Source organism: Micromonospora sp. DT62 (assembly GCF_049847285.1).
GTDB lineage: Bacteria > Actinomycetota > Actinomycetes > Mycobacteriales > Micromonosporaceae > Micromonospora > Micromonospora reichwaldensis.
The window spans coordinates 744146-767538 of the sequence record NZ_JBNCOB010000001.1 but is presented as its reverse complement, the minus strand read 5'-3'; the positions used below and the strand labels follow the sequence as shown (position 1 = coordinate 767538).

The window sequence follows — 23393 nt, the reverse complement described above, 5'->3', positions numbered from 1 at the left end:
GGGTCGCGGGCCCGGGGGCGCCACGGTCGATCACCGTCAACTTCGGGTTGACGGTCGTCCATCGTCAACCTATGGTTGACGCATGACGGAACCAGTGCAGATGAACAACCCGGTACGTCTGGACGACCTGATCCAGGCGATCAAGAAGGCGCACACCGACGCGCTCGACCAGCTCACCGACGCGGTCATCGCGGCCGACCACCTCGGCGACGTCGCCGACCACCTGATCGGCCACTTCGTCGACCAGGCCCGCCGCTCGGGCGCGTCCTGGACCGACATCGGCCGCAGCATGGGCGTCAGCAAGCAGGCGGCACAGAAGCGCTTCGTGCCGAAGGCCGACGAGACGCCGCTGGACCCGCAACAGGGCTTCGCCCGGTTCACTCCCCGGGCCCGCAACGTGGTGATGGCCGCGCAGAACGAGGCCCGCGCCACCGGGCACGCCGAGACCCGCCCCGAGCACCTGGTGCTGGGGCTGCTCAGCGAGCCGGAGGCGCTGGCCGCGAAGGCGATCGTCGCCCAGGGAGTGTCGCTGGAGCGGGTGCGTGAGGCCGCGACGGCCGCGCTGCCGCCCTCGACCGGCGAGGTGCCCGACCTGATCCCGTACGACGCCCAGGGCAAGAAGGCGCTGGAGCTGACCTTCCGGGAGGCTTTGCGGCTGGGGCACAACTACATCGGCACCGAGCACATCCTGCTCGCGCTCCTGGAGCACGAGAACGGTGCCGGCGCCCTCAGCGGGCTCGGCGTGACCAAGGCCGCGGTCGAGGCCTCGGTGGCGGCGGCGTTGCGGGCCGTCCAGGAGCGGGACTGACCCGGCTCAGGACGCGGTGGGGAAGCCGTAGCGGGCGGCGTGCTCGGGATCCGTCGGGTCGACCTGACGGATCCCGGCGTCGGCGAGCCGCTTGTTGACCTCGTCGAGCCGCTCGCGCACCAAGCGGGACTCCTCCTCGGTGACCCGGCCCCGGTGCGGCCGGCCGGCGTGCTCGATCGTGCCGTAGTCGATCCGTTCCGCGCCCTTGCGGGCCTTCGGCGGGCGGACCCGCTCGGCCGTCTTCAACAGCTGCGCCATCGGCACGTCGGTCGCCATCGCGTCGAACTCGCTCGCGGTGAGCACCACCCGGCGCGGCTCGCCGTCGCCGTGCCGGTCGTGGATCTCGACCACCGCGACGTCCAGCGCGGCGTCGTCGATGCCCTCCACCTCGACCGGGGTGGCGTCCAGCCGCACGGGCCCCGCGACCAGGTCAGGGTGCTCCAGGACGACGACGCGGACCACCTCGTCGTCGGGCTGGATGACCGTGCCGCTGAAGTCGGAGACGTGGATCGTCTTCTTGCCCATGCGCGGAGCTTCTCCTGTCGTAGGCCGGGATGCCGGACCAGAAGAAATTACCCGACAGGTGTGCGAAAGCCGCCGGTGGACCGTCCGGGTGTGTCGCGGAGCCGCCCCCGCCACGCGGGACGGTCAGCGGGTGTTCAGGCCGCCGCGCGAGGCGGCGCCGGCGGGCTGCTTGTCCACCTCGCTCCACGGCAGCGTCTCGGTCCCGGCGCGGTGACCCCGGTACGCCGACTGGGCCGGGAACCGCCCGGTGGCCTCGGTGGCCCGCCAGAGTCGCTCGGGGGCCTGGTGGTACCGGTCGTTCGGCTGATTCGGCATGACCATACCGTCCCAAACAAAGTTGTCCATGTATGAAAATGAATATGACGGACGGTCGATGCGTCTGGTTCCCGTGATCGGCCGCCGTCCCACGAACCTGCGGTCATCGGCGTACCGGTACGTCTACCCGCCCACCGCGCCGCCCAACCCTCGACGCCGGCCCGCGTGCCACGGCACCGGGCCCGCCGGGTCACGGGACGCCCGGCGGTCCGCCCCGTGACGGGTTCCGTGACGCGGTGCCGCCGTGCCCGCGTACGGTGATCGTCGGCGAGGCGGGCCGGGCGTCGGCGGCCCGGACGCCGAATGACCACCGACGGCCGCGGGGGAGGTGGGCGGCGATGCTCGACCGGCGGCTGCACCTGCACCTGGCGAGCTGGCTCGGCCAGTGGCCGGCGGGGCCCGGGCTGCACGTGGTCGGCTCGCACCGACGGGCCCGACCGGCCTGGGACGGCCGGCTCCGGCCCGCCGTCGCGGTGACCGCCGGCGCGAGCACCGTGCTCTCCGTGGCTCCCGACCGGGTCGCGGCGGTGCGCGAGCTGGCCCGGCTGCCGGGCGGGCCGCCGCTTCCGGCGCTGCCCGCCGCGGTCGGACGACCCGGCTGGGCGGTGCACGACGACGTGTTCCGGTGGAGCGTGGCGCCGGCCCCGCTGCCGGACGTGGGGGAGTGGACACCCCCGAGCGCCGCCGGGCTGCCGTCCTGGCTGCGCCTGTTCGACCGGCCGGTGCTGGTGGTGCGCGACGCCCGGGGGCGGTACCAGGCCGGGGTCGGGATCAAGCGGTACGACGCGTACGGCCACGAACTCGCCGTCGGCACCGTGCCGGCGGCCCGGGGGCGGGGGCTGGCCCGGCGGCTGGTCGCCCAGGCGGCGCGCCGGGTGCTCGACGAGGGGGCCGTCCCGACGTACCTGCACGACCCCGCCAACATTGCCTCCGCGCGGGTGGCGACCGCCGCCGGCTTCCCCGACCGGGGCTGGCGCTCGTTCGGCGTCTACCCGCTCTGAGCGCGCCCGGCCGCACCCCTGCTCGCGTGCCCCTCGCGGTGGGGCGCGGACCGTGGATCCCGGGCCGGATCCACGGTCCGCAGTCTCCCCCAGGGTCCCGCAGGTGACGTGCGCACCGATCACGCTACGTAACTGTGAGGGTGAAGGCAAGATGCCGAAGGTGCGATCCGGGTGTCGAATAGCGGACTTGACCTGCTGCTACTCGGGGGGTGGCGTCAGGGGGGTCAGTGACGCAGCGTACGAATGAGGTCGAGCACCTGCCGGGTCACCGGGCGCAGCACGCGCAACCGGGACAGCCCCACCAGCCGGTCGACCAACGGCACCGCACCGTCGATCAGCTGCCGGGTGCGGGTCTGGCCGGGCGAGCGGTCGTAGACCCAGTAGAGCACCACCCCCATGTACGCCAACCAGAGCAGCTCCGGCAGGTGCGGGCGCAACTCCGGGTCGACCCGGGCGGTGGAGCCCTCCAGCGCCTCGGCGAAGAGACCGACCGCCGCCTCGCGCGGGCCGGACGACTCCGCCGAGAAGGGACTCAGCGGGGAGGTCGGCTCCGCCGCCGTCTTGAAGAAGCTGGCGGCGAAGGAGTGCGACGGGGTGAGCACGTCGATCCCGGCGTGCATCACCCCGGCCAGCCGGGCGGCGAGGTCGGGTTCCCGGGCGAGCACCGGCCCGGCCGCCGCCCGGTGCTCCACCTGGGAACGGGCGTAGAACTCCTGGATCAGGTGTTCCTTGGAGCCGAAGTAGTAGTAGGCGTTGCCCACCGCCACCCCGGCCTCCTGGGCGATGGCGCGCATGGTGGTCCGGGCGTACCCGCGCTCGCGGAACAGCCGCATCGCGGTGTCCAGGATGAGCTGCCGGGTCTGCTCGCCGCGCGCGGTCGCCGGCTCACCCGCAGCGGTCGTCGGCGCAGTCTGCTCGGTCATCGGGGTCACCGTATCCCGCCAGGTCGTCGCCCGGCTCCGCCCACGGGTCGCGAACGCGTTCGCGGACCGAGGCGGCGGCGGCGACCACCCGCCGGGCCAGGGGGAGCAGGTGCGGTCGGGCCAGCCGCTCGGCGGCGCCCCGGTGGTCGGCCAGGGCCCAGAGGCAGGCGAACCAGGCGCCGTCCCCCGCGTACACCTCGCCGGTGTCCGCGACCACGGTCAGGTCGCGCAGCGTGGCGTCGTGGTCCAGGCCGGGGAAGCGCCGCCGGGCCTCGGCCGAGCCGGCCGGCACGAACTCCAGGGGTACGAGCTGGGCGCGGGACGCCAGCCAGCGTCGGGCGGACCGGCAGAGTGGGCAGTGCGCGTCGTAGAGGACGGTGAACCCCCGGACGCCATCGCCCCCGTGTGCGGTGGCGTCCGGGAATCCGCCCGACCTGACGGACCCGGCGGTCATCGGACGGGCGGGCCGCCGGCCGCCCCGGTCTCCGCCCCCGGGCCGGCGGGGTGCGGACCGGCCGGGTGCGGGCCGGCCGGGTGCGGGCCGGCCGGGTGCGGGCCGGCCGGGTGCGGGCCGGCCGGGTGCGGGCCGGCCGGGTGCGGACCGCGGGGTGCGGGCGGCATCGGCAGCCGGCCGACCGGGGCGAGCGGCGGATGGGTGGCGAACTGGCGCAGCCGGCCACGGCGGTACCGGCCGAGCGCGAAGACGTTGAAGAAGTGCAGCGCGCCGAGCACCAGCAGCACCAGGCCGATCTTGAGGGACAGCTCCTCCATGGCCTGGGCGGTGGAACCGACCGGGTCGGGGTGCTTCATGGCCACCGTGACGTAGCCGAGGTTGAGCAGGTAGAAGCCGACGACGAGCAGGCTGTTGACGGCCTTCGCCAGCCGTTCGTCGGCGAAGACCTCCTCCAGGAAGACCAGCCCGTTGCGCGACAGCGCCCGGGCCACCCAGACGGTCAGCCCGATGCTGATCGCCAGGTAGACCAGGTACATCCAGACCTTCGTGTCCATCGCCGACGCCCCTCTTGAACGTGTTCAAATGTTGTCGCCTCAGCGTAGGCGACTTCTTGAACACGTTCAAGTCGTCCCTCGTGGCCGTCGGCGTGGTCCGGTCGGGCGGGGGTCGGTAAGGTCGAGTCGCGCCGGAGCCGGCGCGACCTTCGACGGTGAGGCGGCCATGGACCGGGGTGAGTGGAACGCGGAGCCGGGCCAGGTGGTCCTGCGCCCGGTCGGTGAGATCGATATGGCCACCGCCGACGAGTTCGAGGCGACGCTCACCGAGGCGCTGCGCCGGCCCGGCGTCCGGGAGGTCGTCGTCGACCTCGCCGACCTGCGGTTCCTGGACTCCAGCGGCGTGCGCGTCCTGGTGCACGGCGTCTCCGTGGGCCGCGAGCGCGACGTGACGATGCGGGTGACCGGCCCGCAGCCGGGCGTGGCGCGGGTCCTTCGGATCACCGGGGTCGGCACCCTGCTCGGGCTCGCCGACTCCGACGCCGACCAACCCGTCGCGCGGGGATGGCGCGGGCTGGACTGACTCAGGGCTCCGAGTTCGCCGCCGCGGCGGCGGACCACTCGACCAGTAGCAGGGTCGCGTCGTCCTGGTGTGTCCCGCCCTGGTGTTCCGTCACCGCGTGACTGAGGCGGCGCAGCGTCTCCGCCGCCGGCCGCCCGGAACCGATGTGCCGCTCGGCGAGGTCCGCCAGGCGGGAGAGCCCGAACATCTCGCCCGCCGCGTCGCGCGCCTCGGTCACTCCGTCGGTGTGCAGCAGCAGCCGGTCACCGCGCTCCAACCGGGTCCGCGCCACCTCGACGCGGCCGTCGGGCAGGCCGAGCGGGAGCCGGCGGCCCCCGGCCAGCTCCTGCACGGCCCGTCCCCGGCGCAGCAGCACCGGCGGCGGGTGCCCCGCGTTGACGTACCGCAGCGTTCCGGAGCCGGTGTCGAACTCGGCGAGCACGGCGGTGACGAACCGCGCGTCGTTCCACTGGCCGGCGATCGCGGCGTCCACCGCCCGGACCAGGCCGGGCAGGTCCGAGCCGGTACGCCGGGCCGCCCGCAGCGCCGCCAGCGCCACCGAGGTGGTGAGCACCGCCGGCAGGCCGTGCCCGACCCCGTCGAGGATCGCCAGCGTCAGGGTCCCGCCGTGCACCGCGTAGTCGAAGGCGTCGCCGCCGACCTCGTAGCAGGGCTCGAGCAGGGCACTGACCACCGCCTCCGAGGTGGCGAAGGTCAGCGGCGGGAGCAGGTTCCAGAGCAGCTCGGCGGAGACCCCCATCGGCCGGCTGCGCCGCACCCGGTGCAGGGCGTCCCCGTAGTCCCTCTTGCTGGTGACCAGGTGGCCGACGAGCCCGGAGACGAGCCGGCAGCCGTCCCGCAGCGCCCCGTCGGCGAGGTCGGCGTCGGCCGGCGGAAACACCTCCAGCAGTCCCAGCCGGTCGGTGCCGTTGACGATCGGCACCCACAGCCGGGGCGGTGGCCCCTGCCCCGCGTGCACCTCGACCTGGGTGAATGCGCGCCCCGCGAGGCTGGTGTCGATCGGCAGCACCTCCGGCGCCGCCCGCCTCGTCCCGGGCAGCGGGCGCAGGCCGTGCTGCTCGGCGTCGACCAGGTACACCGTCGCCGTCACGCCCAACGGCCGGAGCGCGGCGTCGAGCGTGGCCGCGAGCTCGTCCGGGGGCAGCCGGTGGGACCGGGACACCAGGTCGGCCAGGGCCCGGTGCCATGGGTCGGTGGCGGTCATGCTGTCGCGTACCCCGGCCGGGCCCGGTCGAAGCCGGCCGAGCCCGCCCGGGAGCGACCGCCACCTGTCGGCGCGTACCCCCGGTGTCGGCGTCAGCCGGCCAGGCCGAGCACCTCGGCGGCCGCGCGGCCGCAGGCGTGGCTCGCGCCGTACGTGGTGACGAACGCCCGTACGCCGGCCGGACGCCACCGGGAGGGCCAGCCCATCTCGACCACGGTCACCGGGTGCTCGGCGGCCAGCGCGGTCACCAGGTCCGCGCCGCCCGGCAACCGGTGCAGATGGCGCCCGACCAGCACGATCGGCCGGTCCCCGGCGAGCTGGCGCAGGGCGGCCGGCCCGGTCTCGGTGGCGACCACCCGCAGCTCCTCCGTGCCGTCCAGATGCGGGCCGAGGCCCCACGGCACCCGCCCCTCGGCGATGGTCGAGGCGGCGTGCAGCTGGACGACCAGCGGGCGGTCCAGGCCGGTCAGCTCGCCCTCCACCCGCACGGCGCGCCGCGCCGCGGCGTACCCGAGTCCGTCGGGGGCGGCCGGCGTCGCGCCGGTGGTCCGGGTCCAGGCGGCGAGCGCGGCGGCGCGGCCGGCCGCCTCCTCCACCCGCGAGCGGTCCAGGCGGCCGTCGCCGAGCGCGCCGACGATCTCCGCGACCACCCGCTCGACCAGCTCGGCGTCGACCTGGGCGCCGATGCACAGCAGGTCGGCGCCGGCGGCGAGAGCCCGGACGGCGGCCGGGCCGACCCCGCCGGCCGCCACCGCGGCGCCCTTCATCTCCAGCGCGTCGGTGATGACCGTGCCGGTGAAGCCGTACTCGTTGCGGAGCAGGTCGACCAGGACCGCCCGGCTGAACGTGGCGGGGCCGTCGCCGGTCAGCGCCGGCACCCGGATGTGCGCGGTCATCACGGCCCGCGCGCCGGCCTCGACGACAGCGGCGAACGGCGGCAGGTCGCGCCGGCGCAGCACGTCGAGCGGCACGTCCACGGTGGGCAGCTCGTGGTGGGAGTCGGCGACCGTCGCGCCGTGGCCCGGGAAGTGCTTGGCGCAGGCGGCGACCCCGGCGGCCTGGAGGCCGGCCACCGCGGCGGCGGAGTGCGCGGCGACCCGGGCCGGGTCGGCGCCGAACGAGCGGGTGCCGATCACCGGGTTCTCGTCGGCGGTGTTCACGTCCACGGTCGGCGCGAGGTTGACGGTGACGCCGAGGGCGGCCAGCTCCGCGCCGATGGCCTCGTAGACGCGGCGGGTCAGCGCCACCTCGTCGATCGCGCCGAGCGCCGCGTTGCCCGGGTACGGGCTGCCGGTGGCGTGCGCCAGCCGGGTGACGTCGCCGCCCTCCTCGTCGATCGCGATCAGCACGTCCGGGCGGCCGGCCCGCAGGGCGGCGGTGCTCGCCGCCACCTGCCCCGGGTCGTGGACGTTGGTGCCGAACAGGGTGTGCCCCGCGAGCCCCTCGGCGACCAGGTCGACCGCCCAGCCCGGGGGAACCGGCCCCGGGTACGCGGCGAGCAGCGTGCCGAGCGCGAGCCGGCGCAGTCCTGGATCCAGCCCCACGTGATCTTCCCCTTTCGTCCCCGCGGCACGGAAGTCGTACCGGCGGGGGTCGGTGACGTACCGGGTCGGCCGACCACCCCGCTCCCGGGCGGCCGATACGCTGTCGGCTACCCGCTCGCAGGTCGGTTTACAGTTAGCAAGGTTTACCAAAACTAGAGGACGTGGCATGAGTGCGACCCGGCTGCCCGGCACCCCCCGCCTGTTGCGGGCGCTGAACGACCGCGCGGCGTTGGAGCTGCTGCTGGAGCGGGGGCCGCTGACCCGGGCCCGGCTCGGCGAGCTGACCGGGCTGTCCAAGGTCACCGCCTCCCAGCTCGTCGAGCGGCTGGAGGAGCGGGGCCTCGTCACGCGGGTCGGCGAGCAGGCCGGCGGGCGGGGGCCCAACGCCCAGCTCTACGCCGTACGGCCCGGCAGCGCGCACGTGGTCGGGGTGGACGTGGGCGCCGACCGGGTGGTCGCCGCCTGCGCGGACATCACCGGGGCGGTGATCGGCCGCGTCGAACAGTCGACCCGCGACACCGACGACCCCGTCGGGGTCGTGCACAACGCGGTCGTCCAGGCCGCGAGCAGCGCCGGGGCGCAGCTGTCGAGCGTACGGCGGATCGTGCTGGGCACCCCGGGCCTGGTCGACCCGGGCACGGGCGACATCACGTTCGCCTTCAACCTGCCCCGCTGGCACAGCGGTCTGCTCGCCGCGCTCCGGGACGACCTGCACACCCCGGTGGTCTTCGAGAACGACGTGAACCTGGCCGCCGTCGCCGAGGCGCAGTCGGGCGCGGCCCAGGGGCTGACGGACTTCGTGCTGGTCTGGGTCGGCGCCGGCGTCGGCCTGGCGATCGTGCTGGGCGGCCGGCTGCACCACGGCAGCAGCGGCGCCGCCGGCGAGATCGGCTACCTGCCGGTGCCCGGGGCGCCCATCCCGCGTGACGTGTCCCGCCGGGCGAAGCCGGCGTTCCAGCAGCTGATCGGCGCGGACGCGGTCCGCGACCTGGCCCGCGCGCACGGCTACCCGGACGACAGCGGCGCCACGGCGGTACGGGCGGCGGTGGCCGACGGCACGGCGGGCGGTCCCATGCTCGACGAGGTGGCCCGCCGGCTGGCGCTGGGCGTGGCGAGCACCTGCGTGGTGCTGGACCCGCCGCTGGTGGTGCTCGCCGGCGAGGTCGGCCAGGCCGGCGGGGCGGCGCTGGCCGAGCGGGTGCAGCACGAGGTCGCGGCGATCACACTGGTGCGTCCCCGGGTCGTGCCGACGGGGCTGACCGAGGAGCCGATCCTGCGGGGTGCGCTGCGTATCGCGCTGGACGCCGTCCGCGACGAGGTCTTCGGCTCGACCGTCGGCTGACCGGGGCCGGCCGCCCGGCGGCGCGGACCGCGCGCCGGACCCCGCCGACCAGGGTCGGCGAGGTCGGCGGCGGCCCGGCGTCATGTGAAGGAATATTTCATCGCGGGCCGTGATGCTGCAAGGTCCTGCCGCGCCCGCGGCCGCACCGTCGACGGCGGACCGGCGTCACATCAGGTCGCGGCGGCGGAACGCCACGAAGGCGGCGGCGACCAACGCGCCGGTCAGCCCGAGCAGCAACACCAGCGCCGGCTGCCAGGTCACCACGTAGAGGCCGTTGCAGGAGTTGGAGACCCCGTTGTCGCACGCCCGGTAGTCCCAGAACTCGACCCGGCCGTTGAGCAGGGCGGCGGCGTAGCTGGAGAGCATGTACCGGTCCACCTTGACGACCTCCAGGATCTCCATCACCAGCCGGGCGCCCAGCTCCCACACCACCAGGTAGCCGGCGATCGCGCCGAGCGCCGCCGAGGTGTGCCGGCCCAGGGTGGCGACGGCGAACCCGACCACGGTGAGCAGCAGCACCAGCAGCATGCCGCGGCCCCAGGTCGCGCCCAGCGAGCCCCAGAACTCCCCGTCGAGCCGCCCCGGCCGCCCGGCGACCTGCGCGATCAGCCAGAACGTCCCGAGGTACGCCGCCGAGGCCAGCACGGACAGCAGCGCCGTCCCGCCGAACAGCGTGCCCAACTTGGTGCCGAGCACTGTCATCCGCCGGGGACGCCAGAGCAGCAGGTTGACCACGCCACCGGAGTTCAGGTCGGCGCCGATGTAGGAGGCGCCGACGAGGAACCCGAAGAGGGCCAGGAATGCGATGAGGAAGTAGAGCAGCGGCTTGGCCTCCTCGGCGAAGGTGAACACCCCGGCGAGGTAGTCGGACGCCACGGGCGCCCGCTCCATCAGGGCCGGGTCGACCTCGCTGCAGTCGACGGGGACGTACTCCTGCACGTCGTCCGCCTGCACGACGCCGCGCTGTCGGTCCAGGCAGAGCTGGTGGGTGCGCTCCAGTTCGCTGCGCGCCGCGGCGGCGGCCTGCTGGGCGTCGAAGACCTCCTGGGCGGTGGGCCGGTGGGAACTCGCCAGGGTGGTCGCCGCCGTGACGCCGAACGCGAGCACCAGCAGGACGAGCATGAGCTGCACGAAGCGCCGGGCGCCGAGACGCTCCAGTTCGGCACGGACCAGGTTCACGCGTCCACTCCCCGCTCGTCGAGGTCGATCACCGGTTCGGAGGTCCCGCCGTCGGGCAGCACCGAGTCGTCCACCTGCCGGGGCAGCGTCGGGTGCGTCGTCGTGCCGGTCAGTTCGAGGAAGGCACTCTCCAGGTCGGGCCGCAGCGGGGTCAGCTCGCGCACCCAGAGGCCCGCCTCGCCGAGGGTGCGGCTGACCTGGGTGGCGTCGTCCACGTCGCCCACCACCAGGTGGTCGTCGTGCCCGGTCGCCGCCAGCCCGGCCGCCGTCAGCAGCTCCACGGCCCGCTGCGGATCGTCCACCCGCACCAGCAGCTCGTGCCGGTCGAAGCCGGCCAGCACCTCGTCGACGCGCCCGGCGGCCACCCGCCGGCCCCGCGAGATGATCGTCACGTGGTCGCAGATCAGTTGGATCTCGGCCAGGATGTGGCTGGAGACCAGCACGGTCACGCCGGCCTCCGCCAGCGAGCGCATCAGGTCCCGCATCTCCCGGATGCCGGCCGGGTCCAGGCCGTTCGCCGGCTCGTCCAGGATCAGCAGCTCCGGGTCCTTGAGCAGGGCGGACGCCACCGCCAGCCGCTGCTTCATGCCCAGCGAGTAGCCCTTGACCCGCTCGTCGCCCCGGTCCCGCAGGCCCACCTGCTCCAGCACCTCGTCGACCCGGGCGACCGGCACCCCGCCGGCCCGGGCGAGCAGGCGCAGGGTGCGGTGGCCGGTGAAGTTGCCGAAGAACTGCGGGCTCTCCACGATCGCGCCGACCCGCCCGGCCACCAGAGGCAGCCCGTCCGGCGAGGGGGCGCCCAGCACCGTCATCCGACCCGCGTCGGCCCGCACCAGCCCGAGCAGGGCGCGCAGCGTGGTGGTCTTGCCCGACCCGTTGGGGCCGAGGAAACCGTGGATCTGGCCGGCCTCCACCAGCAGGTCGAAGCCGTCGACCGCCACCCGGCGGCCCTGCCGCACGCTGTGGAAGGTCTTACGCAGCCCCTCGATCTCGATGACCGCGCTCATCCGCGCGGCTCCCTGCTCCGACCGGGCATGGACCGTCCTCCGGTTGTGGTGACCAACGACACGGCGCCCCACCCTATGGCCGGGGCGCCGCCCGTGGGGGGCGCCCCGCATTGCGTGGTTGGATGGTCGGGTGACTGGGGACGAGGATCTGGTGGTCAGCCTCGACGGCGTCGGCGTACGCCGGGCTGGCACGGCACTGCTGCACGACGTCGACTGGCGGGTCGAGCTGGACGAGCGCTGGGTGGTGCTCGGGCCGAACGGCGCGGGAAAGACGACCCTGCTCAACCTCGCCGCCGGTCGGCTGCACCCGACCACCGGCACCGCCCACGTGCTTGGCGAGCGGATCGGCCGCACCGACGTCAACGAGCTGCGGACCCGCATCGGGCTCTCCACCGCCGCCCTCGCCGAGCGGGTGCCCGCCGACGAGCGGGTCAGCGACGTCGTCGTCACGGCCGCCTGGTCGGTCGTCGGTCGCTGGCGGGAGAGCTACGACAGCAGCGACGAGGCCCGGGCCCGCGCCCTGCTGGGGCAGCTCGGCATCGGCGGCCTCGCCGAACGCGCCTACGGCACCCTCTCCGAGGGCGAACGCAAGCGGGTGCAGATCGCCCGCGCGCTGATGACGGACCCGGAGCTGCTGCTGCTCGACGAGCCCGCCGCCGGGCTCGACCTGGGCGGGCGCGAGGACCTGGTCGCCCGGCTGGCCGAGCTGGCGTACGACCCGGACGCCCCGGCGCTGGTGCTGGTGACCCACCACGTGGAGGAGATCCCGCCCGGCTTCACCCACGCGCTGCTGCTGCGCGAGGGCGGCGTGGTGGCGCAGGGGCTCCTCGACGACACGCTGACCGGGGACAACCTCTCCAAGACCTTCGGGCTGCCGCTGGTGGTCGAGCGCTCCGGCGACCGGTTCACCGCCCGCGCCGCCTGATGCGCCAGACCCGGGTCGTCGTGGTGGGCAGCGCCAACATGGACCTGGTGGGCACCGCCCCCGCACTGCCCCGGCCGGGGGAGACCCTGCTCGGCACCGACTTCGTCATGGTGCCCGGTGGCAAGGGCGCCAATCAGGCCGTCGCCGCCGCCCGGGCCGGTGCCTCCTGCGCCTTCCTCGGGGCGATCGGCTCCGACTCGTTCGGCGTCACCCTGCGGGCGCGGATCACCGCCGCCGGGGTCGACACCGGGCAGCTCCGCACGACGTACGGCACGTCGGGCGTGGCGCTGGTGATGGTCAACGCCGAGGGCGAGAACGCGATCCTGGTCAGCCCGGGCGCCAACGCCTCGATGACCGGCCTGACCGAGCCCGAGCTGACCGCCGTACGCGGGGCGGACGTGCTGCTCGCGCAGCTGGAGATCCCGGTCGCGACGGTGACCGAGGCGGCCGTCGTCGCCCGGGCGGCCGGCACCCGGGTGGTGCTCAACGCCGCCCCGGCCGTGCCGGTGCCGCCGGAGCTGCTGGCGGCGACCGACCTGCTGGTGGTCAACGAGACCGAGGCGCAGGCGCTCACCGGGCGTGGCCGGGACGAGCCGTCGGCCCTGCTCGACCTGGCACCCCGGGCGGTGCTCACCCTCGGCGCGGACGGCGCCTGGTACGGGGACCGGGACGGCACCGCCGTGCACGTGCCGGCGGTCAAGGTCGACGTGGTGGACTCCACGGCCGCCGGGGACGCCTTCACCGCCGCGCTCGCCGTGGCCTGGGGCGAGGGCCGCGACGTCGTCGACGCGGTGCGCTGGGCGGCGGCGGCCGGGGCGGCCTGCGCCCGCCGGCTCGGCGCCTCCGTGGCGCTGCCCACCCGGGCCGAGATCGACGAGCTGTACGTCCCTGGCTGATCCGGTCGACCCGCCATCCGGGGGAGTCCGTCCGACAGGACCATCGCGACGGTGCGCGGCGGTCACGCCTCGGCGTCGTCGGTGAGCTTCTCGCCCCGGCGGCGGAGCATGCCCAGCCCGGGGATGCCGGCGACGGCGAGCTTCAGGTCGCGGGTGACGTCGAGCAGGTCGTGCAGGTCCGGGCCGACCCGGTCCAGGGTGGCCAGGATCGGCAGGATGTCCGCGGTCAGGTGCTGCTTGAGCTTCGGCAGCTCGTCGACGAGCCGGATCGCGGCGTTCACCTCCTCGTGGCTGAGCTGCTCGACGAAGCGGTTCGCCATCGGGGCGCCCCGGCGCAGCGCCGGCTCGTACGCCGTCAGCAGCTCGGCGGCGGTGGCCGCCGCCTCCGCCGCGGTGCCCACGGTGCCGGCGGCCCGTACGGCCACCGCGTCGGCCTCGGCGACCACCGCGCCGGCCGTACGCGACACCTTCTCCGCCTCGCCCACCACGACGGCCGCGGCGGCGGCCACCCCGGTGGCCGTCTCGATCGCGGTGGTCGCGGCGGCGCTGATGACGGCCACCTCCCGTACCGCGCCCTCGGCGTCGGTGAGCACCCGGTCGGTGCGGTCGAGGGTCTGCTCGATCCGGTCCACCACGCCGTCGATGCGGTCCACCACGCCGTCGACCCGCTTCAGCAGGGCCTCCACCGAGTCCAGCACGGCGAACGCGCGGGCCGGCACGGCGGCGAACGAGGCCGCCGAGCCGAGGGCCTGGTCGAGGGCGGAACGGGTCAGACCGACGACCGCGGCGGGCCGGGGGAGGGGAATCACCATGGCACCAAGTGTGCGTCGCCCGCGCCCGCACCGCCGGACAGGGCGGCGGGAGCGGGGTCAGGAGTCGGTGTACTGCTCGACCGCGCGCTGCACCGCCCGGTAGATCTGCCCGAACCGCAGCGCGTCCGGGGTGCGCAGCAGCAGCACCTCCCGGCCGTGGTGCTGGACCCAGAGTTCGTGCACCTTGCTGCCCCGCTCGTAGGAGCGGTCGAGCCAGCCGAGCGGGATCTCCAGGAAGGGGGCCAGGGCCAGCGCGCCGACCACGCACGCGGCGAGGATGAGCAGCGCCAGCTGCCACTCGCCCCGGTCCTGCGCCGACCAGGCCAGCGAGAGCACGCAGACCACCGCGACCAGGGGAGGCAGCGAGAGGAGCAGGACCAGGACGCCGCGTCCCAGCACCCGCCCCCGTACCGCCAGCGTCTTCGGCCCCTGCGCGTGCCAGACGTACGTCACGTCGGCGATCGCCACGGCGTGGCCCCCGGCCCGGATCGACTCCGACGTCACCTGCACCGCGTCGTCCCGGTAATAGATGGTCATCACTAAGCCTAACCACTGCGGGGCGGGCCGCGCCGCTCGCGCCGTCCGCTCCGGCGGGGGTGGCGTCGGGCGGGTTGCGCCGGGTGGGTTGCGCCGGCTGGGTTGCGCCGCTCGCTTCGTCCGCTCCGGCGGGGGTGTCGCCGGGCGGGGCGCTGCAGGGCCGGGCGGAGGTGTTGTCGCGTGGAGCTTGTGGCCGGGCGGGGGCCGTGCCGGGCGAGGCGGTGTCAGGCCTGGGCCGTGTCGGGCGAAGGCGGTGTCAGGCGTGGGCCGTGTCGGGCGGAGGTGGGGTCAGGCGGAGCCGTGTCGGGCGGAGGTGGCGTCAGGCGTGGGCGCCGTGTCGGGCGGAGATGATGTCACGTCGGCCCTATGGAGCTGAATCGTCTATGACATCACCCTGTGGGTCGCTGGCGCTCGTCTGCAGGCTGGACCGGCTGAGTCGTTTACGTCATCAGCTCGAAAGGGCGCGAGAGGCGTACCCATCCCTGCCGTGCGACGGGTGCGCCTGGATCCGCCACCGCGCCCGACGAGGGGTCTCGCGGCCCGCGTCACCAGGGCGTCGTCCAGGGCGGTCCAGGGTGGCCCGGGCGGGCCCGGACGGCCACCGGCGGTTCGGGCGGCCCGGGCGGCACAGGGCGACACCGGGCGGCCCGGCGGCACCGGGCGGCCAGGGCGGTCCCGGGCAGTCCAGGGCGGTACCGTGACCGGTCATGACGGAGCAGGAGCGCAACGTCGAGGTGGTCCGCCGATACCTGCGGACCTTCGTCACCAAGGACCTGGCGGAGCTGCGCGCGGTGGTCGACGAGGACGTGCTCATCTACGGCTCGGGCACGCCGGTCCGGGGGCGGCACTTCGTCGAGGGGGCCGTCGCCTCGCCGGGGCTGACGGTGCTCGACCAGGAGATCGTCGAGATCTTCGCGGCCGGCGACCGCGTGGTGGTGTCGCTGGCGCAGACCTACCGGCGGGACGCGACCGGCGCGACGGCGGTGCAGAGCGCCTGCAAGATGTACCGGCTGGCCGGTGGCCGGATCGTGCAGTTCTGGGGCGAGCAGGACCTGTTCGGACTGCTGCGTGGCCTGGGCATGCTGCCGGACGGTCCGATCAGGTTCTAGCGGCGGCGGGGCGACACGGGCTGGCCCGCCTCGACGGCCCGCTGCACCGCCCGGTAGATCTGGCCGAAGCGCAGCGCGTCGCCGGTGCACAGCAGGCGCACCGGCTGGCCGCGCCAGCGGGCCCAGATCTCCAGCTGCCGGCTGCCCCGGGCGTACGAGCGGTCGAGGTGCTCGAAGAGGAAGTCGGCGACCGGGCCGACCGCGAGCCCGATCAGCACCGAGGCGCCGACGATGGCGATGGTGACGGTGAGGGAGCGGTCCAGCCAGAGCGCCAGCGCGATGCCCAGGGCGGCGGCGACCAGGGGGCCGGCGAGCGCCGCGCCGATCGCGCCGCGTCCGACGAGCACCCGCCAGGACCGGCTGCCGCGTTGGTGCCAGACCATGCTGATGTCGGCCAGCCGGAAGGTCCGGCCGTCCACCCGGACGGCGGTCGAGGTGACCTGCACGGACCTGTCGTCGTAGTACGTGATCATGGCGGTACTCCCGGTGGCGGGCCTGAGACCACAGTACTTACCCCAACGATCCGGGCCGTAAGGTTGGCACGCGACTTCGACGAGGAAGTGAGGGCCAGCGTGGGCGAGTTCGTGCGGTTGGAGACCAAGGACGGCATCGGCACCATCCGGCTGGAGCGGCCGCCGATGAACGCCCTGAACACCCAGGTGCAGGAGGAGTTGCGCGCCGCCGCCGCGGCGGCCACCACCGACCCGGGCGTCCGCGCCGTCATCGTGTACGGCGGGGAGAAGGTCTTCGCGGCCGGCGCGGACATCAAGGAGATGGCCGACATGTCCTACGTGGACATGGCGGACCGGGCGGCCGACCTGTCCAGCGCGCTCGGCGCGATCTCCCGGATCCCCAAGCCGGTCGTCGCCGCGATCACCGGCTACGCCCTCGGCGGCGGCTGCGAGCTGGCGCTGGCGTGCGACTGGCGGGTGGTGGCCGAGGACGCCAAGCTCGGGCAGCCGGAGATCAAGCTCGGCATCATCCCCGGCGCGGGCGGCACCCAGCGGCTGGCCCGTCTGGTCGGCCCGGCCCGTGCCAAGGACCTGATCATGTCCGGCCGGATGGTCGACGCCCAGGAGGCCCTGCGGATCGGCCTGGCCGACCGGGTCGCCCCGGCGGCCGAGGTCTACGACACCGCGGTCGAGCTGGTCCGCCCGTACCTCACCGGTCCGGCGCAGGCCCTGCGCGCCGCCAAGCTCGCCGTCGACGCCGGTCTGGACATGGACCTGAACTCCGGCCTGGCCTGGGAGAGCCAGCTCTTCGCGGCGCTGTTCGCCACCGACGACCGGCGCGAGGGCATGGCGGCGTTCGTGGCGAAGCGCAAGCCGGACTTCACCGGTCGTTGATCGGCCCGGGCCGGCGGGGTGACCCGCCGGCCCAGGCATCGAGTCGAGAACTGTTCACATTCCGCCTACCGGTGAGTAGCGTGTGACTCCGGCCAGGCGGACGAAGGGAAGAGCGGCGATGACGGAGCGGATCGAAGGTCACGGCGGGGAGCTCGCGCTCGCGGCGCTGCGTGCGTACGGGGTGCGGGAGATGTTCACCCTCTCCGGCGGGCACGTCTTTCCGCTCTACGACGCCGCGCACAAGGCCGGCTTCCCCCTCTACGACGTACGGCACGAGCAGTCGGCGGTCTTCGCCGCCGAGGCGGTGGCGAAGCTCCAGCGCCGACCCGGCCTCGCCGTGCTCACCGCCGGCCCCGGCGTCACCAACGGCATCTCCGGGCTGACGAGCGCGTACTTCAACGCCTCCCCGGTGCTGGTGCTGGGCGGCCGGGCCCCGCAGTTCCGCTGGGGCTCGGGCAGCCTCCAGGAGATGGACCACCTGCCGCTGGTCGCCCCCGTCACCAAGCACGCCGAGACGGTGTTCAGCCCCGACGACATCCCGCGCGCGGTGACCGCGGCGCTGACCACGGCGCTCACCCCGCACCGGGGCCCGGTCTTCCTCGACTTCCCCCTGGAGGCGGTCTTCTCGGTCTCCGACGTCGAGCTGCCCGCGCTGCCGGGCATCGCGCCGGTCGAGCCCGACCCCGACGAGGTGGCGAAGGCGGCCGGCCTGGTCGCCGCCGCGAGCCGCCCGGTGATCATCGCCGGCTCCGACGTCTACGCCGGGGACGCGGTCGACGCCCTGCGGGCCGCCGCCGAGTCGCTCCAGGTGCCGGTCTTCACCAACGGGATGGGCCGGGGCGCGCTGCCGCCGGAGCACCCGCTCGCCTTCGCCAAGGCCCGTCGCGTGGCGTTGCGGGGGGCCGACGTGGTCGTGGTGATCGGCACCCCGCTCGACTTCCGGCTCAGCTTCGGCGACTTCGGCGACGCCCAGGTGGTGCACATCGTCGACGCGCCCAGCCAGCGGGCCGCGCACGTGCAGCCGGCCGCCGCCCCCGCCGGCGACCTCCGGCTGATCCTCACCGCCCTGGCCGACCACCCGGGCGACCGGGCCGACCACGCCGACTGGATCGCCGAGCTGCGTACCGCCGAGGACGCCGCGAAGGCCCGCGACGCCGAGGAGATGTCCGCCGAGACGGACCCGATCCGGCCCGCCCGGGTCTACGGCGAGCTGCGCAAGGTCCTCGCCCGCGACGCCATCACCATCGGCGACGGCGGCGACTTCGTCTCGTACGCCGGCCGCTACCTGGAGCCCGCGCAGCCCGGCACCTGGCTCGACCCCGGCCCGTACGGCTGCCTGGGCACCGGCATGGGCTACGCGATGGGCGCCCGGGTCAGCCACCCCGACCGGCAGATCTGCGTCCTCATGGGCGACGGCGCGGCCGGCTTCTCGCTCATGGACGTGGAGTCCCTCGCCCGGCAGAAGCTGCCGGTGGTGATCGTGGTCGGCAACAACGGCATCTGGGGCCTGGAGAAGCACCCCATGCGCGCCATGTACGGCTACGACGTCGCCGCCGACCTCCAGCCGGAGCTGCGCTACGACCATGTCGTGAGCGCCCTCGGCGGGGCCGGCGAGACGGTGGCGAAGGCGGGCGACCTCGGCCCGGCTCTGCGGCGGGCGTTCGACGCCGGCGTGCCGTACCTGGTCAACGTGCTCACCGACCCGGCCGACGCGTACCCCCGCTCGTCGAACCTGGCCTGAGAAGGCCCGCTGCCGTCGCCGGGAGGCCGGCGACGGCGGCGGGCTCAGGACGTGGGCGTGGACCCCTCGGGCCGGTCCTCCTCGCGCGGCGGCTCGCCGTCGCGCCGGCGCATCTCGTCCTCGCGGCGGCGCAGGTCCTCCTCCCAGCGGCGGAACAGCTCCCCGTCCTCGCGCCGGGAGCGCTCGCCGAGCGAGCGGAGGAACTCGGGGTCGTCGTCGGGGGCGACCGGGCGGGGCCGCTCCCGGGGCGGCAGGATCCGGCCCTTCGGCGTTCCGCCGGCGGGCCGCCCGGGGACGCGCTCGCGCCCGGCGGCGAACCAGGCGAGGGAGCCGAGCAGCGGGAAGAACAGGATGATCAGCACCCAGACGATCCGGGGCAGGGCTTTGATCTCGCCCTCCTCGGCGGAGAGGCAGCTGATCAGCGCGCAGACGGCGAGGACGATCTGCACGACGAAGAGGAGGACGTAGAGCCGGGGCATGCGTCAATCATGGCGCACCGGCTCCCGTCAACCCAGGCCGCGCGCCGCCAGGAGGGTGCCGAGCAGCGCGAAGCCGGCCGTGGCGAGGGCGACCAGGGGCAGCGACCGCCCGTAGCCGGGGAGCGGACCGGTGCCGGTGGCCCGCCGCCAGCAGACCGCCAGCGCCGCGCCCCAACCCAGCACGGCGACCCCGGCGACCAGCGCGTCGAGCGTCCCGCCGGCGCCCGGGCCGGTGAACGCGAGCCGCACGGTCAGCACCATGATCACGGTGAGCGCCAGCGCCGTACGCCGCCAGGCCAGCCGGGTCCGCTCGGGTTGCAGCCCGGGGTCGCGCGCCGGCCGGTCCCGCCGTGGCGGCTCCGTCCGGTGGTTCACGGGCCGCCGACCGCCCGGGCCAGCACGGCCGCCACCAGCAGCAACGCGCCGAGGCCGACGGCGAGGGCGAGCACCGCCGGGAAACGCGAGGCGGGCAGTTCCTCGCCGAGGCGGATGGCCCGCTCCGTACGCGCCCAGTGGTCGACCGCCCGGACGGCGACCGTGCCGCCGAGCAGCAGCAGTGCGACGGCGATCGCCTCGCGCAGGTGCGCCAGCGGCAGCGGCGGCAGGAACTGCGCGGCGGCCAGTCCACCCGCGACCAGCGCCAACCCGGTACGCAGCCAGGCCAGGAAGGTCCGCTCGTTGGCCAGCGAGAACCGGTAGTCGGGGGTGCTGCCGACCGCGCGCAGTTCGCGCGGGTCGAACCATCGCCTGATCGCCGGCCACACGTGGCTATTATCCGCTTCCGTCCGGTCGTAGCCTGGGGCGGTGACGGATCTTGACGTGACGACGCTGCGGAAGACCTACGACGACCAGTTGCGGGCGCTGGTGCCCGACCCGCTGCCGGCCGGGGTGGCGGTGGAACGGGACGGCCCGCTGATCCGCGTCCTCGGCCTCGACCACGGCGGCTTCCTCACCTACCGTGACCTCGGCGGGCTCAGCGGCGCGGCGCTGGACGAGCTGATCGCCCGGCAGGTGGAGTTCTTCCGGGCGCGCGGCGAGTCGGTCGAGTGGAAGCTGCACGGTCACGACGAGCCGGCGGACCTGCCGGACCGGCTGCGCGCGGCGGGATTCGTGCCGGAGGAGCGGGAGACCGTGGTGATCGGGCCGGTCGCGCCGCTCGCCGCCGCGCTCCCGGTCGTCCCCGAGGGCGTACGCCTGCGCGAGGTGACCGCCCGGGCGGACCTGGACCGGATCGTGGCGATGGAGGAGGCGGTCTGGAACTCCGACCGCAGTCACCTGGCGACCGGCCTGGAGAAGGAGATCGCCGCCGACCCGCACTCGATCACGGTGGTGGTGGCGGAGGCGGGCGACGAGGTGGTGAGCGCGGGTTGGGTGCGGTACGTGCCGGGAACAGGGTTCGCCACCCTCTGGGGCGGTTCGACGCTGACGCCGTGGCGCCGCCGGGGCATCTACCGCGCGCTGGTCAACCACCGGGCCCGGCTGGCGGCCCAGCGCGGCCGGACGCTGCTGCAGGTGGACGCGTCCGACGACAGCCGGCCGATCCTGGAGCGGCTCGGTCTCGTCCCGGTCACGACCACCACCCCGTACGTCTACACTCCGTGATCATGGAGCAGCGGTTGACGGCCGAGGAGCGGCTGACCCTCAAGACGGGCGCGTTCGGGGCGGTGTTCCTGGTGGCCAATGCGGACCCGGGGATGCTCGCCCTGTTCCGGGAGAGCTTCGCCGCCTCCGGTGCGATGGCCGACAGCAGCGGGGTGGTGAAGGAGGCGCTGACCAGCGGTCCGCTGCCGAAGCTGCCCCGGGACTCGGCGCTGGAGATCGAGGCGGTGGTGCTGCCGGCGCTGGGCAGTTCCGTGCGGATCCTGCGGGAGAAGTCGCCCGGGGACGTGGCGGGCTACCGCGAGGTCGTGCTGTCCGCGGCCGAGCGGGTGGCCGCCGCGCACCGGGGGGTGGCCCCGGCCGAGGCGGCGGTCATCGAGCGGATCCGGGACGCGCTCGATCAGCCGGCGTGAGCCGGGTCGGTGACCAGAGCGCCCGGACGGTAACCCGGACGCAGCGGTCGCGGAGCCGGCCGCAGGCGCACCGGTACGCCTCGGGCCGCGTCCGGCGGCAGCGGTGCCGCGGAACGTCGGGATGGCTTTCGCTGGCGTTTTCTGACATTTAGTGACACCTCCCGATTCGTCAGATTACCCGCCCGCAGGGTCGTTCGTGAGCTGTGTCACCCTGAGGTCGCCGGAGGCGGATGCTACTGGCAGGTAACATTGCGCCGTGGGCAACTGCACAGCACCGCGCGGTTGACCGGCGTCAACGGACGCGCGAGGCTGCGCCCCAGACCGGGCGAGCGATCGCAACACCAACAGGAGGGTCGTCGAAGCGCGATGAACATCGTCGTACTCGTCAAGCAGGTGCCCGATTCGGGCGCGGACCGCAACCTGCGCACTGACGACAACACCGTCGACCGCGGTTCGGCGAACAACGTCATCAACGAGATGGACGAGTACGCCATCGAGGAGGCGTTGAAGATCAAGGAGGCGCACGGGGGCGAGGTGACCGTCCTGACCATGGGTCCGGACCGGGCGACCGAGTCGATCCGCAAGGCGCTCTCCATGGGGCCGGACAAGGCCGTGCACGTGGTGGACGACGCCCTGCACGGGTCCTGCGCCGTCGCCACCTCGAAGGTGCTCGCCGCCGCGCTCGGTCAGTTGAACGCCGACCTGGTGCTCTGCGGCAGCGAGTCGACCGACGGCCGGGTGCAGGTCCTGCCGCACATGATCGCCGAGCGGCTGGGCATCGCGGCGCTGACCGGCGCCCGCAAGCTCACCGTCGACGGCTCGACGCTGACCGTCGAGCGGCAGACCGAGGAGGGCTACGAGGTGGTCACCGCCACCGCCCCCGCTGTGGTCTCCGTCTGGGACACCATCAACGAGCCGCGCTACCCGTCCTTCAAGGGCATCATGGCCGCGAAGAAGAAGCCGGTGCAGACGTTCTCCCTGGGTGACCTCGGCGTCGCCCCGGCCGAGGTGGGCTTCGAGGGCGCGACCAGCACCGTGCTGGAGCACACCAAGCGCCCGCCGCGCTCCGGCGGCGCGAAGATCACCGACGAGGGCGACGGCGGCGTCAAGCTGGTCGAGTTCCTCGCCACCGAGAAGTTCGTGTGAGAGGTCTGAACATGTCTGAGGTTCTCGTCGTCGTCGAAGCCACCCGGGAATTCGGCGTCAAGAAGGTCACCCTGGAGATGCTCACCCTCGCCCGCGAGCTGGGCACCCCGAGCGCGGTCGTGCTCGGTGGCCCCGGCGCCGCCGAGGCACTGAGCGCCAAGCTGGGCGAGTACGGCGCGGAGAAGATCTACGCGGCCGAGAGCGAGGAGATCGACGGCTACCTGGTGGCCCCCAAGGCGACCGTCGTGGCCGAGCTGGTCTCCCGGACGCAGCCGGCCGCCGTGCTGCTGGCGTCGTCCCAGGAGGGCAAGGAGATCGCCGCCCGGCTGGCCGTCAAGCTGGACAACGGCATCCTGACCGACGTGGTCGGCCTGGCCGCCGACGGCACCGCCACCCAGGTGGCCTTCGCCGGCTCCACGATCGTCAAGTCCAAGGTCACCCGCGGCCTGCCGCTGGTCACCGTCCGGCCGAACTCGGTCAACCCGACCCCGGCGGCGGCCACCCCGGCTGTCGAGCAGCTCACGGTCGCGGTCACGGACACCGACAAGCTGGCCCGGGTCGTCGACCGGGTCGCCGAGCAGAAGGGCTCCCGCCCGGAGCTCACCGAGGCCGGCGTGGTCGTCTCCGGCGGTCGCGGCGTCGGCAACGCCGACAACTTCAAGCTGGTCGAGGAGCTGGCCGACCTGCTCGGCGGCGCCGTCGGCGCGTCCCGCGCGGCCGTCGACTCCGGCTACTACCCGCACCAGTTCCAGGTGGGCCAGACCGGCAAGACGGTCTCCCCGCAGCTCTACGTCGCCCTGGGCATCTCCGGCGCCATCCAGCACCGGGCGGGCATGCAGACCTCGAAGACGATCGTCGCGGTCAACAAGGACGGCGAGGCGCCGATCTTCGAGCTGGCCGACTTCGGAGTGGTGGGCGACCTGTTCAAGATCGTCCCGCAGGCCGCGGACGAGATCCGCAAGCGCAAGTGAGCTGACGTCCGTCCGCGCGAGGGCCGGGAACCGTGACACG

The 23393-nt window shown here is 74.4% G+C and carries 28 protein-coding genes; 13 read left to right on the top strand and 15 right to left on the bottom strand.

The window, feature by feature from the left end; genetic code table 11:
* The first annotated feature begins 82 nt into the window (after window positions 1-82).
* Window positions 83-808, top strand: coding sequence for a Clp protease N-terminal domain-containing protein (locus ACPXCB_RS03475; protein WP_425872057.1), 726 nt, complete (start codon window positions 83-85; stop codon window positions 806-808).
* A 6-nt stretch (window positions 809-814) separates the two neighbouring features.
* Here the strand turns inward: ACPXCB_RS03475 and ACPXCB_RS03470 are convergent, their stop codons facing one another.
* Both ACPXCB_RS03470 and ACPXCB_RS03465 read right to left on the bottom strand, forming a co-directional pair.
* Window positions 815-1333, bottom strand: coding sequence for a hypothetical protein (locus ACPXCB_RS03470; protein WP_425872056.1), 519 nt, complete (start codon window positions 1331-1333; stop codon window positions 815-817).
* A gap of 123 nt (window positions 1334-1456) precedes the next feature.
* The gene (locus ACPXCB_RS03465) at window positions 1457-1648 is read right to left on the bottom strand and encodes a DNA repair protein (RefSeq protein ID WP_425872054.1); all 192 of its coding nucleotides are present in this window, start codon (window positions 1646-1648) and stop codon (window positions 1457-1459) included.
* A gap of 338 nt (window positions 1649-1986) precedes the next feature.
* Between ACPXCB_RS03465 and ACPXCB_RS03460 the strand changes: the two genes are divergently transcribed.
* Window positions 1987-2649 carry a GNAT family N-acetyltransferase gene (locus ACPXCB_RS03460; protein ID WP_425872052.1) on the top strand — a complete coding sequence of 221 codons (663 nt, stop codon included), beginning with the start codon at window positions 1987-1989 and terminating at the stop codon, window positions 2647-2649.
* Window positions 2650-2873: 224 nt separating this feature from the next.
* On the opposite strand, the gene ACPXCB_RS03455 is transcribed toward ACPXCB_RS03460, so the two are convergent.
* From ACPXCB_RS03455 to ACPXCB_RS03445, 3 genes are read right to left on the bottom strand one after another with little or no spacing between them, the layout of a single operon-like run.
* Window positions 2874-3572, bottom strand: a complete 699-nt coding sequence (locus ACPXCB_RS03455) for a TetR family transcriptional regulator (RefSeq protein WP_357578094.1) — start codon at window positions 3570-3572, stop codon at window positions 2874-2876.
* A complete protein-coding gene (locus ACPXCB_RS03450) occupies window positions 3535-4026 on the bottom strand; it encodes a thiol-disulfide oxidoreductase DCC family protein (RefSeq protein ID WP_425872050.1) in 492 nt (163 codons plus the stop codon). The genes ACPXCB_RS03455 and ACPXCB_RS03450 overlap by 38 nt, the downstream gene beginning before the upstream one ends.
* A complete protein-coding gene (locus tag ACPXCB_RS03445; RefSeq protein ID WP_425872048.1) occupies window positions 4023-4580 on the bottom strand; it encodes a hypothetical protein in 558 nt (185 codons plus the stop codon). Before ACPXCB_RS03445 ends, ACPXCB_RS03450 begins: the two co-directional genes overlap by 4 nt.
* A 166-nt stretch (window positions 4581-4746) precedes the next feature.
* On the opposite strand from ACPXCB_RS03445, the gene ACPXCB_RS03440 reads away from it, so the two are divergent.
* Window positions 4747-5103: an STAS domain-containing protein gene (locus ACPXCB_RS03440; RefSeq protein ID WP_425872046.1), complete on the top strand. Its 357-nt coding sequence runs from the start codon at window positions 4747-4749 to the stop codon at window positions 5101-5103.
* A gap of 1 nt (window position 5104) precedes the next feature.
* Here ACPXCB_RS03440 and ACPXCB_RS03435 read toward each other — a convergent pair whose 3' ends face one another.
* Window positions 5105-6307: a PP2C family protein-serine/threonine phosphatase gene (locus tag ACPXCB_RS03435; protein ID WP_425872044.1), complete on the bottom strand. Its 1203-nt coding sequence runs from the start codon at window positions 6305-6307 to the stop codon at window positions 5105-5107.
* A gap of 92 nt (window positions 6308-6399) precedes the next feature.
* Window positions 6400-7851: a glycoside hydrolase family 3 N-terminal domain-containing protein gene (locus ACPXCB_RS03430; RefSeq protein WP_425872042.1), complete on the bottom strand. Its 1452-nt coding sequence runs from the start codon at window positions 7849-7851 to the stop codon at window positions 6400-6402.
* Between the two features lie 166 nt (window positions 7852-8017).
* On the opposite strand from ACPXCB_RS03430, the gene ACPXCB_RS03425 reads away from it, so the two are divergent.
* Window positions 8018-9193 carry an ROK family transcriptional regulator gene (locus tag ACPXCB_RS03425; RefSeq protein ID WP_425872040.1) on the top strand — a complete coding sequence of 392 codons (1176 nt, stop codon included), beginning with the start codon at window positions 8018-8020 and terminating at the stop codon, window positions 9191-9193.
* A gap of 165 nt (window positions 9194-9358) precedes the next feature.
* On the opposite strand, the gene ACPXCB_RS03420 is transcribed toward ACPXCB_RS03425, so the two are convergent.
* Both ACPXCB_RS03420 and ACPXCB_RS03415 read right to left on the bottom strand, forming a co-directional pair.
* On the bottom strand, window positions 9359-10372 hold the full coding sequence (locus ACPXCB_RS03420; RefSeq protein ID WP_425872038.1) for an ABC transporter permease subunit: 1014 nt from the start codon (window positions 10370-10372) through the stop codon (window positions 9359-9361).
* Window positions 10369-11379 (bottom strand): ABC transporter ATP-binding protein, encoded by a 1011-nt coding sequence (locus ACPXCB_RS03415; RefSeq protein ID WP_425872036.1) that lies wholly within the window; start codon window positions 11377-11379, stop codon window positions 10369-10371. The genes ACPXCB_RS03420 and ACPXCB_RS03415 overlap by 4 nt, the downstream gene beginning before the upstream one ends.
* Before the next feature lie 109 nt (window positions 11380-11488).
* Here ACPXCB_RS03415 and ACPXCB_RS03410 point away from each other — a divergent pair, with 109 nt between their 5' ends.
* Both ACPXCB_RS03410 and ACPXCB_RS03405 read left to right on the top strand, forming a co-directional pair.
* Window positions 11489-12304, top strand: coding sequence for an ABC transporter ATP-binding protein (locus tag ACPXCB_RS03410; RefSeq protein ID WP_425872151.1), 816 nt, complete (start codon window positions 11489-11491; stop codon window positions 12302-12304).
* Entirely contained in the window at window positions 12304-13200 is an 897-nt protein-coding gene (locus tag ACPXCB_RS03405) for a ribokinase (protein ID WP_425872035.1), read from the top strand. Before ACPXCB_RS03410 ends, ACPXCB_RS03405 begins: the two co-directional genes overlap by 1 nt.
* A gap of 62 nt (window positions 13201-13262) precedes the next feature.
* On the opposite strand, the gene ACPXCB_RS03400 is transcribed toward ACPXCB_RS03405, so the two are convergent.
* A complete protein-coding gene (locus ACPXCB_RS03400) occupies window positions 13263-14012 on the bottom strand; it encodes a hypothetical protein (protein WP_425872033.1) in 750 nt (249 codons plus the stop codon).
* A 57-nt stretch (window positions 14013-14069) separates the two neighbouring features.
* On the bottom strand, window positions 14070-14549 hold the full coding sequence (locus tag ACPXCB_RS03395; protein ID WP_425872031.1) for a DUF6232 family protein: 480 nt from the start codon (window positions 14547-14549) through the stop codon (window positions 14070-14072).
* 707 nt (window positions 14550-15256) lie between these two features.
* On the opposite strand from ACPXCB_RS03395, the gene ACPXCB_RS03390 reads away from it, so the two are divergent.
* The gene (locus ACPXCB_RS03390; protein WP_425872030.1) at window positions 15257-15658 is read left to right on the top strand and encodes a nuclear transport factor 2 family protein; all 402 of its coding nucleotides are present in this window, start codon (window positions 15257-15259) and stop codon (window positions 15656-15658) included.
* Here ACPXCB_RS03390 and ACPXCB_RS03385 read toward each other — a convergent pair.
* Window positions 15655-16131, bottom strand: a complete 477-nt coding sequence (locus ACPXCB_RS03385; protein ID WP_421457679.1) for a DUF6232 family protein — start codon at window positions 16129-16131, stop codon at window positions 15655-15657. The genes ACPXCB_RS03390 and ACPXCB_RS03385 overlap by 4 nt on opposite strands.
* A gap of 99 nt (window positions 16132-16230) precedes the next feature.
* On the opposite strand from ACPXCB_RS03385, the gene ACPXCB_RS03380 reads away from it, so the two are divergent.
* Window positions 16231-17004, top strand: a complete 774-nt coding sequence (locus ACPXCB_RS03380) for an enoyl-CoA hydratase/isomerase family protein (protein WP_425872028.1) — start codon at window positions 16231-16233, stop codon at window positions 17002-17004.
* A gap of 118 nt (window positions 17005-17122) precedes the next feature.
* On the top strand, window positions 17123-18745 hold the full coding sequence (locus ACPXCB_RS03375) for an acetolactate synthase (protein ID WP_425872026.1): 1623 nt from the start codon (window positions 17123-17125) through the stop codon (window positions 18743-18745).
* A 44-nt stretch (window positions 18746-18789) separates the two neighbouring features.
* Here the strand turns inward: ACPXCB_RS03375 and ACPXCB_RS03370 are convergent, their stop codons facing one another.
* Genes ACPXCB_RS03370 through ACPXCB_RS03360 form a run of 3 tightly spaced genes read right to left on the bottom strand, consistent with a single transcriptional unit; the run spans window position 18790 to window position 19988 of the window.
* A complete protein-coding gene (locus ACPXCB_RS03370; RefSeq protein WP_425872024.1) occupies window positions 18790-19224 on the bottom strand; it encodes a PLD nuclease N-terminal domain-containing protein in 435 nt (144 codons plus the stop codon).
* 27 nt (window positions 19225-19251) lie between these two features.
* Window positions 19252-19599 (bottom strand): DUF202 domain-containing protein, encoded by a 348-nt coding sequence (locus ACPXCB_RS03365; protein ID WP_425872022.1) that lies wholly within the window; start codon window positions 19597-19599, stop codon window positions 19252-19254.
* Window positions 19596-19988, bottom strand: a complete 393-nt coding sequence (locus tag ACPXCB_RS03360; protein WP_425872021.1) for a YidH family protein — start codon at window positions 19986-19988, stop codon at window positions 19596-19598. Before ACPXCB_RS03360 ends, ACPXCB_RS03365 begins: the two co-directional genes overlap by 4 nt.
* A gap of 40 nt (window positions 19989-20028) precedes the next feature.
* Here ACPXCB_RS03360 and ACPXCB_RS03355 point away from each other — a divergent pair, with 40 nt between their 5' ends.
* The 4 genes from ACPXCB_RS03355 to ACPXCB_RS03340 all read left to right on the top strand — a co-directional run bounded on the left by ACPXCB_RS03355 (window position 20029) and on the right by ACPXCB_RS03340 (window position 23353).
* On the top strand, window positions 20029-20826 hold the full coding sequence (locus ACPXCB_RS03355; RefSeq protein ID WP_425872019.1) for a GNAT family N-acetyltransferase: 798 nt from the start codon (window positions 20029-20031) through the stop codon (window positions 20824-20826).
* Window positions 20827-20828: 2 nt separating this feature from the next.
* Window positions 20829-21236 carry a hypothetical protein gene (locus tag ACPXCB_RS03350; RefSeq protein ID WP_151455617.1) on the top strand — a complete coding sequence of 136 codons (408 nt, stop codon included), beginning with the start codon at window positions 20829-20831 and terminating at the stop codon, window positions 21234-21236.
* Between the two features lie 366 nt (window positions 21237-21602).
* Window positions 21603-22382, top strand: coding sequence for an electron transfer flavoprotein subunit beta/FixA family protein (locus ACPXCB_RS03345; RefSeq protein ID WP_425872018.1), 780 nt, complete (start codon window positions 21603-21605; stop codon window positions 22380-22382).
* A gap of 11 nt (window positions 22383-22393) precedes the next feature.
* On the top strand, window positions 22394-23353 hold the full coding sequence (locus tag ACPXCB_RS03340; protein WP_425872016.1) for an electron transfer flavoprotein subunit alpha/FixB family protein: 960 nt from the start codon (window positions 22394-22396) through the stop codon (window positions 23351-23353).
* Window positions 23354-23393 lie beyond the last annotated feature (40 nt).

Bases quoted from the DNA above. Each gene is read 5' to 3' on its own strand.
- ACPXCB_RS03455 (WP_357578094.1), bottom strand. From the start codon at position 3,572: ATGACCGAGCAGACTGCGCCGACGACCGCTGCGGGTGAGCCGGCGACC.
- ACPXCB_RS03345 (WP_425872018.1), top strand. From the start codon at position 21,603: ATGAACATCGTCGTACTCGTCAAGCAGGTGCCCGATTCGGGCGCGGAC.
- ACPXCB_RS03425 (WP_425872040.1), top strand. From the start codon at position 8,018: ATGAGTGCGACCCGGCTGCCCGGCACCCCCCGCCTGTTGCGGGCGCTG.
- ACPXCB_RS03370 (WP_425872024.1), bottom strand. From the start codon at position 19,224: ATGCCCCGGCTCTACGTCCTCCTCTTCGTCGTGCAGATCGTCCTCGCC.
- ACPXCB_RS03395 (WP_425872031.1), bottom strand. From the start codon at position 14,549: ATGACCATCTATTACCGGGACGACGCGGTGCAGGTGACGTCGGAGTCG.
- ACPXCB_RS03375 (WP_425872026.1), top strand. From the start codon at position 17,123: ATGACGGAGCGGATCGAAGGTCACGGCGGGGAGCTCGCGCTCGCGGCG.
- ACPXCB_RS03460 (WP_425872052.1), top strand. From the start codon at position 1,987: ATGCTCGACCGGCGGCTGCACCTGCACCTGGCGAGCTGGCTCGGCCAG.
- ACPXCB_RS03405 (WP_425872035.1), top strand. From the start codon at position 12,304: ATGCGCCAGACCCGGGTCGTCGTGGTGGGCAGCGCCAACATGGACCTG.
- ACPXCB_RS03475 (WP_425872057.1), top strand. From the start codon at position 83: ATGACGGAACCAGTGCAGATGAACAACCCGGTACGTCTGGACGACCTG.
- ACPXCB_RS03435 (WP_425872044.1), bottom strand. From the start codon at position 6,307: ATGACCGCCACCGACCCATGGCACCGGGCCCTGGCCGACCTGGTGTCC.
- ACPXCB_RS03350 (WP_151455617.1), top strand. From the start codon at position 20,829: ATGGAGCAGCGGTTGACGGCCGAGGAGCGGCTGACCCTCAAGACGGGC.
- ACPXCB_RS03400 (WP_425872033.1), bottom strand. From the start codon at position 14,012: ATGGTGATTCCCCTCCCCCGGCCCGCCGCGGTCGTCGGTCTGACCCGT.
- ACPXCB_RS03415 (WP_425872036.1), bottom strand. From the start codon at position 11,379: ATGAGCGCGGTCATCGAGATCGAGGGGCTGCGTAAGACCTTCCACAGC.
- ACPXCB_RS03470 (WP_425872056.1), bottom strand. From the start codon at position 1,333: ATGGGCAAGAAGACGATCCACGTCTCCGACTTCAGCGGCACGGTCATC.
- ACPXCB_RS03465 (WP_425872054.1), bottom strand. From the start codon at position 1,648: ATGCCGAATCAGCCGAACGACCGGTACCACCAGGCCCCCGAGCGACTC.
- ACPXCB_RS03440 (WP_425872046.1), top strand. From the start codon at position 4,747: ATGGACCGGGGTGAGTGGAACGCGGAGCCGGGCCAGGTGGTCCTGCGC.
- ACPXCB_RS03450 (WP_425872050.1), bottom strand. From the start codon at position 4,026: ATGACCGCCGGGTCCGTCAGGTCGGGCGGATTCCCGGACGCCACCGCA.
- ACPXCB_RS03340 (WP_425872016.1), top strand. From the start codon at position 22,394: ATGTCTGAGGTTCTCGTCGTCGTCGAAGCCACCCGGGAATTCGGCGTC.
- ACPXCB_RS03445 (WP_425872048.1), bottom strand. From the start codon at position 4,580: ATGGACACGAAGGTCTGGATGTACCTGGTCTACCTGGCGATCAGCATC.
- ACPXCB_RS03385 (WP_421457679.1), bottom strand. From the start codon at position 16,131: ATGATCACGTACTACGACGACAGGTCCGTGCAGGTCACCTCGACCGCC.
- ACPXCB_RS03390 (WP_425872030.1), top strand. From the start codon at position 15,257: ATGACGGAGCAGGAGCGCAACGTCGAGGTGGTCCGCCGATACCTGCGG.